The 14,111-nt window shown below is 65.3% G+C and carries 13 protein-coding genes; 6 read left to right on the top strand and 7 right to left on the bottom strand.

Annotated elements, in window-relative coordinates; all coding sequences use genetic code 11:
- Nucleotides 1-35: 35 nt before the first annotated feature.
- Nucleotides 36-446: a F420-dependent biliverdin reductase gene (locus ACTXG5_RS17530; protein ID WP_445159999.1), complete on the top strand. Its 411-nt coding sequence runs from the start codon at nt 36-38 to the stop codon at nt 444-446.
- Here ACTXG5_RS17530 and ACTXG5_RS17525 read toward each other — a convergent pair whose 3' ends face one another.
- Nucleotides 447-668 (bottom strand): hypothetical protein, encoded by a 222-nt coding sequence (locus tag ACTXG5_RS17525; RefSeq protein WP_445159998.1) that lies wholly within the window; start codon nt 666-668, stop codon nt 447-449. It lies immediately after the preceding gene.
- Between the two features lie 43 nt (nt 669-711).
- Nucleotides 712-3,231: an ADP-ribosyltransferase gene (locus ACTXG5_RS17520; RefSeq protein WP_445159997.1), complete on the bottom strand. Its 2,520-nt coding sequence runs from the start codon at nt 3,229-3,231 to the stop codon at nt 712-714.
- Nucleotides 3,232-3,576: 345 nt separating this feature from the next.
- On the opposite strand from ACTXG5_RS17520, the gene ACTXG5_RS17515 reads away from it, so the two are divergent.
- Together ACTXG5_RS17515 and ACTXG5_RS17510 are read left to right on the top strand one after the other, a co-directional pair.
- The gene (locus ACTXG5_RS17515; RefSeq protein WP_445159996.1) at nt 3,577-4,500 is read left to right on the top strand and encodes a hypothetical protein; all 924 of its coding nucleotides are present in this window, start codon (nt 3,577-3,579) and stop codon (nt 4,498-4,500) included.
- 913 nt (nt 4,501-5,413) lie between these two features.
- The gene (locus ACTXG5_RS17510) at nt 5,414-5,866 is read left to right on the top strand and encodes a hypothetical protein (RefSeq protein WP_445159995.1); all 453 of its coding nucleotides are present in this window, start codon (nt 5,414-5,416) and stop codon (nt 5,864-5,866) included.
- Between the two features lie 74 nt (nt 5,867-5,940).
- On the opposite strand, the gene ACTXG5_RS17505 is transcribed toward ACTXG5_RS17510, so the two are convergent.
- Together ACTXG5_RS17505 and ACTXG5_RS17500 are read right to left on the bottom strand one after the other, a co-directional pair.
- Nucleotides 5,941-6,213 (bottom strand): hypothetical protein, encoded by a 273-nt coding sequence (locus ACTXG5_RS17505; RefSeq protein ID WP_445159994.1) that lies wholly within the window; start codon nt 6,211-6,213, stop codon nt 5,941-5,943.
- Between the two features lie 536 nt (nt 6,214-6,749).
- The gene (locus ACTXG5_RS17500) at nt 6,750-7,001 is read right to left on the bottom strand and encodes a hypothetical protein (RefSeq protein ID WP_445159993.1); all 252 of its coding nucleotides are present in this window, start codon (nt 6,999-7,001) and stop codon (nt 6,750-6,752) included.
- A gap of 283 nt (nt 7,002-7,284) precedes the next feature.
- Here ACTXG5_RS17500 and ACTXG5_RS17495 point away from each other — a divergent pair, with 283 nt between their 5' ends.
- On the top strand, nt 7,285-8,028 hold the full coding sequence (locus tag ACTXG5_RS17495) for a DUF5631 domain-containing protein (RefSeq protein WP_445159992.1): 744 nt from the start codon (nt 7,285-7,287) through the stop codon (nt 8,026-8,028).
- 8 nt (nt 8,029-8,036) lie between these two features.
- Entirely contained in the window at nt 8,037-8,369 is a 333-nt protein-coding gene (locus tag ACTXG5_RS17490; protein ID WP_445159991.1) for a DUF2563 family protein, read from the top strand.
- Here the strand turns inward: ACTXG5_RS17490 and ACTXG5_RS17485 are convergent.
- Entirely contained in the window at nt 8,366-9,502 is a 1,137-nt protein-coding gene (locus tag ACTXG5_RS17485; protein ID WP_445159990.1) for a M24 family metallopeptidase, read from the bottom strand. The genes ACTXG5_RS17490 and ACTXG5_RS17485 overlap by 4 nt on opposite strands.
- Nucleotides 9,503-9,549: 47 nt before the next feature.
- On the opposite strand from ACTXG5_RS17485, the gene ACTXG5_RS17480 reads away from it, so the two are divergent.
- Entirely contained in the window at nt 9,550-10,506 is a 957-nt protein-coding gene (locus ACTXG5_RS17480; RefSeq protein ID WP_445159989.1) for a 5'-3' exonuclease, read from the top strand.
- Between the two features lie 4 nt (nt 10,507-10,510).
- On the opposite strand, the gene ACTXG5_RS17475 is transcribed toward ACTXG5_RS17480, so the two are convergent.
- A complete protein-coding gene (locus ACTXG5_RS17475; RefSeq protein ID WP_445159988.1) occupies nt 10,511-11,290 on the bottom strand; it encodes a DUF4333 domain-containing protein in 780 nt (259 codons plus the stop codon).
- Between the two features lie 55 nt (nt 11,291-11,345).
- The gene (locus ACTXG5_RS17470) at nt 11,346-14,108 is read right to left on the bottom strand and encodes a DEAD/DEAH box helicase (RefSeq protein ID WP_445164475.1); all 2,763 of its coding nucleotides are present in this window, start codon (nt 14,106-14,108) and stop codon (nt 11,346-11,348) included.
- Nucleotides 14,109-14,111: the final 3 nt, after the last annotated feature.

Raw genomic sequence — 14,111 nt, 5'->3', positions numbered from 1 at the left:
GGCTGCGATTATCACCTGCGCTAGCGTGAACGGTGATGGCCAACACCACTACGCGGCTCACCAATGACGCTTTGGCGTTTCTGTCCGAACGTCATTTGGCCATGTTGACCACGCTTCGCGTCGATAACTCGCCGCATGTGGTGGCCGTGGGTTTCACCTTCGACCCCGTGACTCATATCGCGCGGGTGATCACCACCGGGGGCTCGCAGAAGGCCATCAATGCCGACCGCGCCGGGATGGCTGTGCTCAGCCAGGTCGACGGCGCACGCTGGCTCTCGCTGGAGGGGCGCGCCAAGGTCAACAACGATGTCAATGCCGTCCGCGATGCGGAATTGCGGTATGCGCAGCGCTACCGCACCCCGAGGCCCAATCCCCGACGCGTGGTCATCGAGGTTCAGATCGAGCGGGTGCTGGGATCGTCGGATCTGCTCGACCGCGGCGAGTAATTAGGGCGATTCGGGATCGCGGCGCTCAAACTCAGTGCCTGAAGTGTCGTCCCAGAATTTCGGTGAGACTTCTTTCGCTCGATCTTCTGGCGGGATGGCATCTATTCGCTGCTCGAACTCGTCTAAGATTTGGCGGGCGCGCGCCAACTCGGCCTCTGTCGGTGGTGTCCGGCCCGCTTCCTCCGGTGTTGAAAAACTCTTTCCACCGATCGTCTTACTCACGTAATGACTCCTATCGTCCCTGCGCCTACCGATTGCCCACGATTTAATATTCGATCATTCTGATGACGGTCCGACCGGTTAGCGGATTCACGACTTTGTCCACCACGTAAAACTCTGTACCCGATGGAAACAGGATCTCTTGCTCTTCCGGAAACATCGAATAGGGAGAAATATCTCGTCCTGACTTAGACAGAATCCGAAATTCAACGTTCCCTGCGAATGCTGGCGACCGCGCCACCGTAAGATCAGTCGTGGTGCTCAAGAACCCGTGCTCGGTGATACTTTCGCCGGGTCTATATAGCTCTAGCATCTCAGCCGGTATGTCTGACCCACGAATTACGGGGCCCTCATATACTGGAAGCTTCTCCAACGCAGCATTTACTGCGTCGACACGAGCAAGCTGCGATGCATCCATCGAAACGTTCCTCAACCCGTGATTTAGGTCCTGGTAACCAGAACCAGTGTAATCGGCGAGTGCAGCCAGATCATCCGAGTTGAAGGGCAAGTGCGGGTTCGGATCGGCATGGCCATCGGCAAGCGCACCGTCACCACCATCGCCGGGACCGCGTAGCCCCGGTTCGGAGGGTTGACCGTGGGGAAGTTTGCCTTCCTCGAGCCCATACGGCCCGCTGCCGTGCGGACCTGACGGATCAGGCTGGTGGCCCCCGCGAGGCCCAAAGTCGGGAGCCTGCACGGGGGGCGTCGTCGGCGTTGGGGCTGATACCGGCTGAGCAGCGACGGGCGCAGGCTCTGCGGGCGGCGAGACCGACGAGAGTGGCAGTCGTGGCTGAGTCGGCTCAGCCGGCTCTAACTTATTCGACGGCAACTGCTCGACGGGCGTCGTGGGCACTGACGCCGGTTCGTGTGGACCGCCCGCCCGCGCAGGCACCGGATCGTGAGGGCCTTCTTCGCGTGGACCACCCGAAGAGGGCGGCTCGTTTGCGGGTACTGGATCGTGGGGGGCAACTGGTCCATTGGGGCGATCTGGGGCTGGTGGGCCGCCCGGGGTAGTCGGGGATTCGGGTGCACGCGTACCCGGCGGCGCGGATTCGACCGGGCGCGACGTGGGCTCGACGGGCGCCTCAATCGGCTTGCCCGGCGGCACGCCGACTGGCCGCCCGCCGGGTAACGGATCGGCTTTGGACGGCTGCAATTTGAGGTTTTCGAGGTCTTTGGTCAGACCATCGCTCACCTTGCCGATATCGCGGAGGGCACCGCTCGCGCGGGCGACATCTCCGAGCTCGCCAGCGCGACGCATTGCGCCCGCAGCGTCGCCGCCGCGCTCAGCGGCACGTGCAGCTGCCCCGGCACCGTCTGCCGCGCTGGTTTCCCCACCTCCGGACAGCATTGCTGCTTCGAAGATGTCTCCTCCGAGCCCTAACCCCGGCCGATCTCTGCGCCAATCTTCCAGGTGTAGAAGCGATTTGAACGATTGCAGATTTGCTTCGCCGGCCTCCTGCGGGTTAAGGAGGTCGTTGAGCAAGCCTGTTTTGGTCATGTCCATCCAAGTGGCCGCCGCCCCCTTGGGATCGAGGAGGAACAACCGGGGGTCCAGATCCGCCATGGACCGCAGCGCCCCGACGGCGGCCTTGACGACTCCCTCGTTTCCATTCACCCAGGTGTCGAAGACCGTCGCGACCGGATTTCCGACATCCTCACCCAGAAAATGGGAGAACTTGCCGCGCATGTGCTTTTCCATGTCGACGATCGAGTTGTCGGCGCGCTGCATCATCAGACCTGTGCCCTGCTCGAGGGCCCGGGCTTCGCGACCCAAGTTGTGCAGCACGGCGTTGATGTCTTCGGCGATTCTCTTGATTTCCTCAAGCGCATCGCCGTTGAATATCGAGACCACGTCGTGCCATAGGTCGGTGAGGGACTCCAGACGACGCAACAAATCCCGAATAGTGCTCTGGGCGTGAGCCACTTGGTTGGCGAAATCGTCTAGGGCGGCGGCCATTTTTCCGCACAGGTCGCCCAAACCATCTACGGCGCCGCCCATTTGCGACAAGGCCTCGCCTATCAGATCGGCTTCGGGAATCTGCTGCGTCCCGACGATCGTCTTAGATGCGTTCAGCGCACCTTGCATGCCGCTGGCCGCCGACCCGAACGCGCGCCAACAACCGGCGGCGGCGTGCAGTGCCGGTACGTCGCCGTCGGGCCATACATCAACGACAAACGACTGCACCAAAGCCCATAGCAGCGGTGGTGGTTCTCCTGGACCCAATGTTCCTGGCGGTCCGGATGATCCGATCCGAGCCGGCTCGCTGGGCGCCGATAACACGCCGCCACCGCCGCCTAACCTCGAGGCTACTTCGGCCCTCGAATAGTTCGACGCACTAGCCTGAATCGCCGCTCCGTTGCAACGGCAGGCGTTAACTGCCGCCGTCGCAAGCTTCAGTAGCGACTCGGCCGTTGACTGATACGACAGACCGAACACCATGCCAGCCACATCCAGACCGGTGTTGGCGCCGAAACCAGCCGTCAACACAGCCATCGCCGCGCCCAACCCATCGCCAGTCGCAACCACGGCGCTGCCTGCCGCGGACAGCGCCTCCGGATCCACCGCAAGGACTGGCACGTGCCGAATTGTCGTCCAGGCCGTCCGCTGCCGCTATTCACCCCACGGTCGCGGGGCGACGCTAGCCAGAACCATCTCGTCGCTACAGCGCAGTCATCAACATTCGTCCGCGCGGGTACTTGCCGTCTATATCGGGCAGTTGCTTTTAACAGTGAATTGACCGGCACCGATACCGTGATTAGCCTCGCAATCAGGGCCTGTGGGGGCACGAATGGTCAGGGGCAAAGATGGTGATCGACACTGGTTCGCTACTGAAGCGAGCCAGTTGTGCTGCGCGGGTTCGCTTCCGCGGCGCACCCTGCTCCGCCCGACGCTGCGCGGGAGGATGTCATGAGTGGCGACGATGAAATCCGAATAATTCTCGAGCACCTGGCCAAGTTGAGTGGGGGTCCACTGCCGCCGGGGATCACGCCCGATCAGCTGGCTACGGGAACTGTTCCTTTGAGTCAGCTGCTGAGAGCTCTTGGTCTTGCTGCTAATGGCGGCGATCCCCGAGACATGGGCGACGCCCAAACCGGATATGCCGAACGTGGCGAGAAAACCGCTGACGCTATGGGCAAGTTTCCTGCGAATGAAGCAGAGTCAGCCGGGAAGATGGCCGGTGTCGGCAGCCCGAGTGAGATGGCTCAGCAGATTCCGCAGATGATCTCTGGCGTCGCGGGCGGTATCTCGGGTGCGATGGGCGGCTTACTCCAACCGTTGAGCCAGATTCCGCAGCAGGCTGCTCAGATCGGACAGCAGATGATGCAGACGGGTATGGGCGCGCTACAGCACGGCGCGGGCGCTGGCGCGGCCATTCCTGGTGAGCTGATGGGATCCACGAGCGGCGCTGGCGAGCTGGGTGGTGGCGGCGGTGGTGGGCTGGGTGGTGGCGCCACCACACCGACCGCGATGCTCGGGCCACTGCCGCCGCAGTCGGCCGGTACTGAGCCCGCATCGGCACATACGACTTCGCCCACGCCACCGAGTGGACAGACTGCGCCTGGTGCGCCCAGGGGTCCGATGGGTGCGATGCCAATGATGCCGCCGGGCGCCATGCACGGCGGAGGAGCAGCGGGCAAAGACGAGAAGCCCGACACCAAACGCGTTGTGGCGCCGACAGTGAAGAACGGCGCGCCGGTGCAAGGGCGTATCACCACACCGCCGCCCGGACCCGAAGTCGTCAAACGTGTTGAGGGCAAACCGGTTGCGAGTCGGCGCATCATCTTGCCCGACTCAAAGCGCGATGACGACGATCAGGACGCGAGTCGCTAGCGGGCGCCGTCAGATCCGTTCCCCAGGAACACGTTTCGGAAACTAAAATGTGACGACCGCGTTGAGATTTATGGGCACAATCAGATGCCGAGTGGTGCCCTATGCATGGTGCCAAGGTCTTCTACCCAAACTCGGTTGAGAGATACGATCGGGCAGTGTCGAATCTTCCTCCTCCGCCGCCCGCACAGCCCCCTTGGGTGGCCCAGCGCCCGCCCGCGCAAAAGCGCCCTGTCGCATGGCTAACGATTGCAGCACTGGCGTTGGCGCTCCTCGCAATTGGCGTTGCAATCGGTTCCTGGTTCCGCCCAGTCCCCACCAGTAAGCCAGCCGCCGGCCCCACCTACACCAGCCAAGAGATCGCCGACGCCAAATCGAAGGTGTGCACTGCCTTCGGCAAAGTCCACAACGCCATCCAGTTGACAGGTGCCCGCGACAGGGGGCCAGACTACGCGACTCAACTTGCCTCGGCAGTGAACGCCCGCCAAGCGCTCGTCGCCGGTAGCCAATACCTCTCAACCACTCTCAACGACACCCCAGCAACCCCCCCTGATATCGCTGGCGGGGTTCGAAACCTCACAAATGTTTACCAATTGCTCACGGTTCAATTACTAGCCGAGGCACCCGATTCCGAAATAAACGCGTCAGTGCGTTCTGGAGATGACGCGACTTCGAAGCTAGAGAACTTGTGTAAATGAGATGCGGTTAACATACGATCCGTAGGCGCATAGATCATTTCTATTGATTGAGTTAGGGCAGTTGACTTCAACATAGCCCGAAGAATGGGTGACTGGCATTATCTCGAACGGACGATACGATTGAGGTCGTGTCGGACCTCGGACTACCCCCTGCTTCGTCGCCCCTTCCACCCCCCTGGCCAGAACCGCTGCCGTCCCGAGGCAGGCAGCCTTGGCTGATGTTTGCTTTCCTAGTCATCGCCCTGTTGGCGACGCTTGCCGTCGCAATCGTGGGCTGGTTTCGACCTGTGTCAGCGAAACCGCCACCACCTCCCGCATACACCGCCCAACAGGTCGCCGACGCCAAGGCCAAAGTGTGTGGTGTGTACGAAAAGGTGCACAGTGCAATCAAAGCGAGTTCGTCCCGCAATCAGGGCACCGATCCAACCGCCCAATTGGTATTCGCCATAAATGGTCAACAGGCAATTCTCGCGGGGAGCGAATACCTTCGTACCACCCTGTCCGAACTGCCTGCGACGCCAACTGAACTCGCAAATACAATTCGGAAACTTACTGACATTTTCCAAGAGCTCGTAAACGACTACCAGAATAGCATGCCGGATTCTGAAATGGCGCCGATGCTGCGTGCGGGTGACGAGACCACGTTAGCGATCGAGGGACTCTGCAAATGATCTTCCCTCCTGGACAGTATTCGATACCAATCGTCGGAGATCAATGGGTGGATGACCAGGACCTGATGGCGTTGTCAGATGGCAAGCTCAATCGCGGACAGCTCAAAGCAGGATTTATACATTTTGCGGACATGCTGCGTAACGCTCAAACCGGTCTGCTCGCCGACCAGCATGGCCATACGGTTGAAGACCTCCGCAACTCTTTCCGACAAGGTGAAGATCAGGCGCGACGAGTTGCTGAAAAGAACGGTGCCAAAGAGGGCGCGTATGGCACCGCCTACGACAGCATTGTGAGCCTCCAGCACGATCTGACCAATATCGCCAGGGAGGGCAACACGCGGATCCAAGAGATCAAAGATTCCAAAGAGCCCGTGGAAGCCAAGGTGCCCCAGATCGTCGCCGCGTTACAGCAGTATCGAGCCCTAGCAAACATGGTCGCTGCGAAGTATTCCGGCAACGTGTTTGATGCCATGCAGCGGATCCTCGACGCGGAGGGAACCGGGCAATCAGCACGTCAGTTCGCGCAAGCCCATGGGGTCGATGTCGGCAATATGTTCCGCCAACCCGAAGACCAACAGAGCCTAGAAGATCAGGTAAAACGCGACCTCAGCAGCCACGGGTCGCAGATCGGCGCCACTCCAGGTTTCACCACACCACCCCCTTCTCCGGAAGGGCAGGTTCCGCCTGCTGTCAGTTCTCCCACGGGCGCCGCGACAAGCTTTAAGACACCGCTGGAAACTCCACCTCCCCCCGGGCCAGGGCAGGTTGCTCCTGCCCCTGGCTCTCGCATGAATTTCCGGTCAGCTTTTGGCAAAACGCCGCCGCCGGCACCGGCCGAACCCGCCGCAGTTGCGGGCCCAATGCCGTCCGCACCCGCGCCATTTCACGGCGGCTCCTCAGCACCGGGAACGCCGATGGTGGGTGCGCCTAGTTCGGGTCTGCCCACAGCTGGAGCGACATCCTTGGCCGGCGCTCCCAGCGCGCCCTCCGGCCCAGTCCAACCGGTGACACCCGCCGACTTGGTGCACAGCTTCGACAAGGGCATGCAGGCCGGCAACGCAACCGCTGGTGCGGTGCCGCCGCCACAGATGCCACCCCCGGACCCGCAGGCCCCGACGACCCCCACCGCTGGCATGGGAAGCGTTCCCGCCAACGCGCCGACATACGATGCGCCGCCGCCCGTCGCACACGCCACAGCCCCTGATGCGACCCCGGCACCCCAGGTCGTCGCGGGATCAGCGACCCCCGCCGCACCATCACCAGCGGGCCCGCTGCCCGCTTACGCCTCCGACATACGCCCGACGATCCCCGCGGCCTCCGCTCCTGTTCTCCCACCGAGCCCACCCCTCTCGGCGATGCCGGGTTCTGCACCTGTGCACCCCTCGGCGGGGCAAGGGAGCCCGGCCCAGCCCGCGGTCGTGCGTCAAGCGCCCCCGCCCGCGCCTCCGTCGTCGCCGTCGCCGTCGAGTCTGGGAACCGAGGCCGTCGCGGCCACCGCCACCGGCGCGGTCGCCGGAGCCGCATCGGCCAACGCCACCGCGCGGGCGCGACTAGAACGTCTGGTGGCCGCAGTGGCCCGCCAACAACCCCGGCTGGCCTGGGCGGCCGGCGATCGCCCGGACAACACGACGGTGCTGGCCACCGATCTGGCCAGCGGCTGGATCCCGCCTGGCATCGAGCTCCCCGCCGCGGTCACACTGTTGCCCCCGGAACGACGTCGCGGCGACTTGGAAACCCTGCTCGGCGAAGTCACCGTCGCCGCCGGCTACACCCCGATCCATCACGTTCCCGGGGAGGACGAGCCGGTCCCCACCTCGCCACGCCCCCGGCGCGTGGCCGACATCGACGACCTTGGCTGGGAACTCAACCAAGCGACCCAGTGGCGCGACGGCCTACCCCGACTGGCCCACACCCTGGCGAAAGCCGCCTCCAGCGGTACCGGGGTGCTGGACAGAGAGGTCGACCTCCTGCAGACGCATCTCCGCGAGGTCAGTACCCGCGTTCTGGACGCCTACCCAGAGCACGTCGATTTCCACGACGTCGGCAACTGGCAGTTGCTGGCCGCCATCGACGCGCTGGCGGCCGGCGAAAAGTCGTCCGCCACTTATCACTTCGCCTGGTTCCAGGCCTGCAGCACCACGATCGGGAAAACGCAACACTGACGGAAGGGATGACGGTGTTCGTCGACACTGGACTATTGCACTCGGGGGGAAGCCAGTCTCACCGCGCGGGAGGGCATGCCCACGACGCGGCGGACCGCCTGTCGCGGGGACCGCTGATGTCGGGAATGTTCGGTGGCTTTCCCGCCGCCGAGGAGTTCCACGAAGCGGTCAGCGTGGCCCACGGTAAGCACGTGAAAGGCCTTCAGGCCCACGGGGAAACGCTGACCGATGTCGGTAGTAAGGCCTACAAGGCCGCCTCAGGATTCACCGACATGGAGGAACACAACGCCGCGGACCTTCGCGCCGTGCGACCCACCTCCGCTCCACAAGCACGCCGCTAAGCCCCTGAGGACACCGGCACCACAATCAACTCGTGTGGGCGGCTGTTGACCGCTAGCGCGCCGTCCTCGGTCATAACGACGATGTCTTCGATGCGGGCGCCCCAGCGGCCCGCGAAGTAGATGCCCGGCTCGATCGAAAAAGCCATTCCCGCAGTCAAAGGCAGGTCGTTGCCGCTGACGATGTAGGGCTCCTCGTGCACCGAGAGCCCGATGCCGTGGCCGGTGCGGTGCACGAAGAACTCCGCGAGCCCGGCCTCGGCCAACACCTCGCGGGCCGCGGCGTCGACCTGCTCGGCGGTTACTCCCGGACGAACCGCGTCGAACGCCGCCCGCTGGGCGCGCTGTAGCACCGAATACTGTTGCGCTACGTCGTCTTCGGGCTCGCCAATGCTATAGGTGCGCGTCGAGTCGGAGTGGTATCCGGGCTCGTAGGATCCCCCGATGTCGACGACGACAATGTCACCGACCTGCAGTTCGCGATCCGAATAGCTGTGGTGCGGATCGGCGCCGTGCGGGCCGGAACCCACGATGATGAAGGACACCTCCGAATGCCCTTCGGCGACAATGGCTTCGGCGATGTCAGCGGCGACGTCGGCCTCGGTGCGGCCCGGAATGAGGAACTCCGGCACCCGGGCGTGCACCCGGTCGATTGCCGAACCGGCCTTGCGCAGCGCGTCGATCTCGCACTGCTCCTTGACCATTCGCAGCCTGCGCAGCACATCGGTGGCCAAGACCGGCAGCACACCCAACGCACCAGCCAACGGCAACACATGCAGCGCCGGCATCGAATCGGTGACGGCCGTCGCCGCAGGTGCACCACCCAACGCGGCACTCACCAACTTGTACGGGTCATCGCCGTCCACCCAGTCGCGCAGCGCCAAGCCCAGTTCAGAGACGACCGATCCCTTGAACGAGGCGAGCTCCAGCCGCGGCACCACGACCGTCGGCTCACCGGCAGCCGGCAATACCAGGGCAGTGAGCCGCTCGAACGTGTCGGCACGGGATCCGATGAGGTAGCGCAGGTCATATCCCGGGGTGATCACCAGGCCGTCGAGACCGGCATCGGCAGTCGCTGCGGCCGCCGCGGCGAGCCGGCGGCCATAGACCCCGGCATCGAATCGATGAGATTCCATGGCAGCCAGGCTAACCGCGCCGCGGCCACGCTGGCAGGATAGCCCGCATGCCTGCACCTTTGTTGCTGCTCGACGGCGCCAGCATGTGGTTCCGCTCGTATTTCGGGGTGCCGTCGTCGATCACCGCTCCCGACGGCCGGCCGGTCAACGCCGTCCGCGGATTCATCGACTCGATGGCCGTGGTCATCACCCAGCAGCGGCCCCACCGGCTGGCGGTGTGCCTCGACCTGGATTGGCGCCCGCAGTTCCGGGTGGACCTGATTCCGTCGTACAAGGCGCATCGGGTCGCCGAGCCGGAACCGGAAGGCACGCCCGACGTCGAGGAAGTGCCCGACGAGCTGACACCACAGGTCGACATGATCATGCAGCTCTTGGACGCGTTCGGGATCGCGACGGCAGGTGCCGAGGGTTTCGAGGCCGACGACGTGCTGGGCACGCTGGCGGCGAAGGAACGCAAAGACCCGGTCGTCGTGGTCAGCGGAGACCGCGACCTGATGCAAGTGGTGTCCGACGATCCCGTCCCGGTTCGGGTGCTCTACCTGGGCCGCGGGCTGGCCAAGGCCACCCTGTTCGGGCCCGCCGAGGTGGCCGAGCACTATTCCGTGCCGGCGGATCGGGCCGGACCCGCCTACGCCGAACTGGCGCTGCTGCGCGGTGATCCGTCCGACGGCCTACCGGGTGTGCCCGGCGTCGGGGAGAAAACGGCCGCCACTCTGCTGGCTCAGCACGGCTCGCTGGATCAGATCCTGGCCGCCGCGCATGACCCGAAATCCAAGCTCGCCAAGGGATTGCGGGCCAAGCTTCTGGCCGCGACCGACTACATCGACGCCGCCGCCCAGGTTGTAAGGGTGGCCACCGACGCAGCGATCACGCTGTCGACACGAACCGACGAACTACCGCTGGTGGCCGCCGACCCGCAGCGCACCGCGGAGCTGGCGACCGAATTCGGCGTGGGGTCCTCGATAGCCCGGCTGCAGAAAGCGCTCGACTCGCTGCCGCAGTGACCTGCTACTGCGGCCGGCCGACCTCGTAGGTGCCCTTGTCGTCCTGGAAGGTCACCGTCACGTGCTTCTGCGCGCCGTCGATGCTGACGGCGCAGTCGAACGTGCTGCCCTTCTTCACGGTCGGGTCGCCGCCGTTGTTGCACTTCACGTCTTTGACGTTCTTTGCGCCATAGCCATTGGTTTCGTCGGTCAGAACCTGCTGCACACCGGTCTGAGCCTTGCTGACGTCCAGCTTGGTGGTGACGAAAAAGCCGGGCTCCCAGAAACCGAGCACCAGCACGACCGCGATCAGCAGAAAGGCGATCGCCCCGCCCACGCCGCCGATCAGCGCCATCGAACGCTTCTTTTTCGGCTGCTCGTAGCCCGGGTATTGCTGCGGGTACTGGCCGGGCTGACCGTATTGGCCTGGCTGTCCGTACTGGCCCGGCTGGCCGTACTGGCCCGGCTGAGCGTACTGACCCGGCTGGCCATACTGGCCGGGCTGAGCGTACTGACCAGGCTGACCGGGCTGGGCGTATTGGCCGGGCTGACCGTACTGCTCGGATTGGCCATAACCCGGCTGCGGCTGCTGAGGGTACTGCTGCTGGTACGCGTGCTCAGCCGGCTGCTGGTATTGCGGGTACTCGGCGGGCGGCGTGTACGCGGGGGCCTGCCACGTCCCCTCCTGGGTCGGCGGCTGCTGTTGCCACGGCGAGCCCACCTGAGTCGGTTCCTGGGAGCGATCGCCACCCTCGCCGGGCGGTTGCCACTGCTGGCCCGGGTCCGATCCCTGCGGTCCGCTCATCGTCTCTCCTCAATCGCCTTGTGTCCTGGCCATGTAACGGTAGCTCGCGCCCAGCCTACCCGGCGTCAACCGCGACGACGCCGCGCCGAACGTCGGTGATAGCGCGCTTTGCTGTGGCCCGCACTTCAGGATCCGGCGCGGCATTGCGAACTTGGTCCAACAGGTCGAGCACCTGGCGGCACCACCGTACGAAATCTCCGGCCAGTAACGGCGAACCGTTGCCGGTCGCGTCGGCCGCGGCCAGCGAGGCGGCCAGATCGCCGGTCCGGGCCCATTGGTAGATGACGTTGACAAAGCCGTCGTCGGGTTCGCGGCTCGGGGCGATGCGGTGCGTCTGCTCGTCGGCGCGCAGCGCGAACGACAGCTTTGCTGTCTGATGCAGGGCCTGCCGCAAACGCGGCGTGGGCGCCTCGGCGGCAAAAGGGGCGCCGGGGCCGTCGGCGCCGCGAGTCTCGTAGAGCACCGAGGAGACCACCGCGGCCAACTCGGCCGACTTCAAGTCCGCCCACGCGCCGGTGCGCAGGCATTCGGCGACCAACAGGTCGCTCTCGCTATAGATCCGGGCCAACAACCGGCCGCCGTCGGTGACTCGGGGATCCGTGGCGGAGCCCTGGATGTACTCGCGCTCGGTGAGCAGCCCGACGATCCGGTCGAAGGTGCGGGCCAGCGAGTTGGTGGCCGCGGCGACCTTCTTTTCCAGCTGCGCGTTGTCCCGTTCGAGGCGCAGGTACCGCTCGGCCTCACGCATCTGGGACTCGACGCCGGCGCTGTTGTGTGCGGGGTGCCGACGCAACGCTTCCCGCAACGACGCCAGCTCCGGATCGTGGAAGCTCCCGTCGGGATCCGCGCCGCGACGGCCCGACGAAGCGGCCAGCCCGGCGGCGGCCGACCGCAGCGCCGAGGCCAGATCGCGCCGCACCCTCGGCTGGCGGTGCTCGACCCGCTTGGGCAACGACATCGATCCGGCCGGCGCCGAAGCACCCGAATAGTCGGCCGACGAAATCCGCCCCGCCCAACGGTGTTCGGTGAGCACCAGCGGCCGGGGATCATCGCCTTCGCGCGCCGACTCCAGCACCACCGCCAGCCCGTTGTGCCGGCCGTGGCTGATGGTGATGATGTCGCCGCGGCGCAGTCCGGCCAGCGCCTCGTTGGCCGCCTGCCGTCGGTGCAGCCGAGACGCCCGGGACTGCGCGCGTTCCATCTCCGAAATCCGTGCGCGCATCCGGGCGTATTCCAGGATCGGCGCCTCGGCCCCGCCCAGTTCGGTGGCGATCTCGTCGGCCATCCGCTTGCCCCGGTCGATACCGCGCACCAATCCGACGACGGAGCGGTCGGCCTGATACTGAGCGAACGACTGCTCCAGCAGCTGATGCGCCTGCTCCGGGCCCATGTGCTGCACCAGGTTGATGGTCATGTTGTACGACGGCGTAAACGAGCTGCGCAGCGGGAACGTCCGGGTGGACGCCAGCCCGGCCACCGCCGACGGTTCCGAGGTCTCCTCGCCGGGATGCCAGAGCACCACCGCGTGACCCTCGACATCGATGCCGCGTCGGCCGGCCCGCCCGGTCAGCTGCGTGTACTCCCCCGCCGTCAGCGGCACGTGGGCCTCGCCGTTGAACTTCACCAGCCGCTCGAGCACCACCGTGCGGGCCGGCATGTTGATGCCCAACGCCAAGGTCTCGGTGGCGAACACCGCCCTGACCAGGCCGGCGGTGAACAGCTCCTCGACCGTGTGCCGGAAGGCCGGCAGCATCCCGGCGTGGTGGGCCGCCAACCCGCGCAGCAGCCCTTCCCGCCACTCGTAGTAGCCGAGCACCGCGAGGTCGCCTTCCGCGAGATCTCCGCATCGGTGGTCGATCACCTCGGCGATCTGGGCGCGTTCCTCCTCGCTGGTGAGCCGCAGCGGCGAGCGCAGGCACTGCTGGACCGCGGCGTCGCAACCGGCCCGCGAGAACACGAAGGTGATCGCCGGCAACAGCCCTTCGGAGTCCAGCGACGCGATCACATCCGGCCGCGCCGGCGGCCGGTAGAAGCGTGGCCGGGCCGGCCGCCCCCCGCCCCCTCTTCCCCCTTGCCGGCGGGGCTGCCAGTCGCTCATCCGGTCGGCCTCGCGGCGGTGCGCGATGTGGCGCACCAGTTCGGGATTGACGCGCGGATGACGATCGGCGGCCGGTTTCTGGTTCTCGTAGTCGAAGAGATCCAGCAGACGCTTACCGACCAGCACGTGTTGCCACAGCGGCACCGGCCGGTGTTCGTCGACCACTACCGTCGTGTCGCCGCGCACCGTCTGGATCCAGCCACCGAACTCCTCGGCGTTGCTCACCGTCGCCGACAGGCTGACCAGCCGCACCTCGTCAGGCAGATGCAGGATCACCTCCTCCCACACCGGACCCCGCATCCGGTCGGCAAGGAAGTGCACCTCGTCCATCACTACATGCGACAGTCCCTGCAGCGCAGGTGAATCCGCGTAGAGCATGTTGCGCAGCACTTCGGTGGTCATGACCACCACGGGCGCATCGGCGTTGACCGACACGTCGCCGGTCAACAGGCCGATCCGGTCGCGGCCGTAGCGCGCCGTCAGGTCGGTGTGCTTCTGGTTGCTCAGCGCCTTGAGCGGCGTGGTGTAGAAACACTTACCGCCCGCCGCCAGCGCCAGATGCACGGCGAATTCGCCGACCACCGTCTTGCCGGCACCCGTCGGCGCGCAGACCAGCACACCGTGGCCACGCTCGAGGGCCGCACACCCCCGCCGCTGAAAGTCGTCGAGCGAAAAAGGCAGTTCGGCGGTGAACCGAGGCAGCTCGGTCAACTCGGCCACGCC

The organism is Mycobacterium sp. Dal123C01 (assembly GCF_052566995.1).
The sequence above is the reverse complement of the archived record's forward strand: the minus strand, read 5'-3'. Positions and strand labels throughout refer to the sequence as shown.

Coding starts and splice junctions, on each gene's coding strand:
- ACTXG5_RS17510 (WP_445159995.1), top strand. CDS start 5,414: ATGTTTGCTTTCCTAGTCATCGCCCTGTTGGCGACGCTTGCCGTCGCA.
- ACTXG5_RS17530 (WP_445159999.1), top strand. CDS start 36: ATGGCCAACACCACTACGCGGCTCACCAATGACGCTTTGGCGTTTCTG.
- ACTXG5_RS17500 (WP_445159993.1), bottom strand. CDS start 7,001: ATGCCAGCGGTGGGGGTCGTCGGGGCCTGCGGGTCCGGGGGTGGCATC.
- ACTXG5_RS17475 (WP_445159988.1), bottom strand. CDS start 11,290: ATGAGCGGACCGCAGGGATCGGACCCGGGCCAGCAGTGGCAACCGCCC.
- ACTXG5_RS17485 (WP_445159990.1), bottom strand. CDS start 9,502: ATGGAATCTCATCGATTCGATGCCGGGGTCTATGGCCGCCGGCTCGCC.
- ACTXG5_RS17490 (WP_445159991.1), top strand. CDS start 8,037: ATGACGGTGTTCGTCGACACTGGACTATTGCACTCGGGGGGAAGCCAG.
- ACTXG5_RS17515 (WP_445159996.1), top strand. CDS start 3,577: ATGAGTGGCGACGATGAAATCCGAATAATTCTCGAGCACCTGGCCAAG.
- ACTXG5_RS17480 (WP_445159989.1), top strand. CDS start 9,550: ATGCCTGCACCTTTGTTGCTGCTCGACGGCGCCAGCATGTGGTTCCGC.